Source organism: Pseudomonas sp. 05T35 (assembly GCF_056396605.1).
The window spans coordinates 1-1,157 of the sequence record NZ_JBFTLU010000757.1 but is presented as its reverse complement, the minus strand read 5'-3'; the positions used below and the strand labels follow the sequence as shown (position 1 = coordinate 1,157).

Annotated in this window: 2 protein-coding genes; one reads left to right on the top strand and one right to left on the bottom strand. The window is 58.5% G+C overall.

Features of this window, described 5'->3' with window-relative positions; translation table 11 throughout:
- Positions 1 to 66: 66 nt before the first annotated feature.
- The gene (locus tag AC1DH9_RS29565; protein WP_427537123.1) at positions 67 to 591 is read right to left on the bottom strand and encodes a cupin domain-containing protein; all 525 of its coding nucleotides are present in this window, start codon (positions 589 to 591) and stop codon (positions 67 to 69) included.
- A 213-nt stretch (positions 592 to 804) separates the two neighbouring features.
- On the opposite strand from AC1DH9_RS29565, the gene AC1DH9_RS29560 reads away from it, so the two are divergent.
- Positions 805 to 1,157: Rieske 2Fe-2S domain-containing protein (locus AC1DH9_RS29560; protein ID WP_477809384.1), on the top strand; the 353-nt coding region annotated here is incomplete at its 3' end.

The window sequence follows — 1,157 nt, the reverse complement described above, 5'->3', positions numbered from 1 at the left end:
CTACGCAGCCGAACGCAGCCTCGCAGGCTCGACAGCTGCTACGGAGTAGGTGCTGGTCTTACTGTTTTATTCTCGCGCCAGCCGCTCAAACAGCGCCGAATGCTCTGGAAACAGCTCGTTGAGCCGGTGCCGACTGCCCAATTGCATATCCGCAAAATCAAACCCCGGCGAAACGGCTTCGCTGATCAAGCCGTAAGCAGCTGGTCCATCCATCAGCTGCGAAGCCTTCCAGACACCGCCCGGCACATGCAATTGCAGGCACTGCCCGGCAGTGACGTCATTGCCCATCTCCACGGTTTTCAATGTGCCGTCCGGGTAAATGAGGAAGTATCGAATCGCATCGCCCAGGTGGTGGTAGTGAACGATGTCGGATCGGTTCAAATGAAAGTGGCCAACGGGAGACGTGTCCGTCAGCAGGTAATAGATCGAGGTCATCGCATAACGCCGACCACCTGCGGTCTCGACCATGGGCTGCTGATCAGACTGAAAGGTCCGGCGGTAATAACCGCCTTCCACATGGGGTTCCAGGTCGAGTGCAGCGACGATGTCCTGGGCGCTTGGAGTGTGTCTGTCGGGTTTGCTATCCGTCATGTTAAAGGCCATCAGTCAGGTGGAGTCGCGACAGTTTGCATGGCGTGTAACGCAGCGCAAGCATTCCTTGGAGCGTCGATGGACAGGTGCCGATGGGCAATCGATTTCACTGCTTTACTGTAAGGGTCGAGCCTGCCAGACGGGGCCGCAGTTTCACTGACGCTCTCCCGCCGCTGTCGACGCCAACGGAAAACCCCGCCCCGGAGAGTGCTCATGTCCCTGCACAACGTCGCCCGTTTTACCGACCTTCGTGAAGACCGCGGTACTCGCGTTGAAATTGGCTCACTGAAGATCGTGCTGTTGCGGGCCGGCGAACGGGTCTATGCCTATCAGGGCGAATGTCCGCACGCGCAGGCTCCGTTGGACGAAGGCATTGTCTGCAATGGTCGGCTGATTTGCCCGTGGCACAAGGCGATGTTCACGGTCGAGGACGGTCAAGTGTGCGAACCGCCAGCGCTGAATGGGCTGACCCGCTATCCGGTCAAAATCGTCGATGGCGATGTACATGTGGACGACCAGCCCCTTGCCCCCATCGAAGTGAATCGTGCCCCTGATTCACGCTGCTT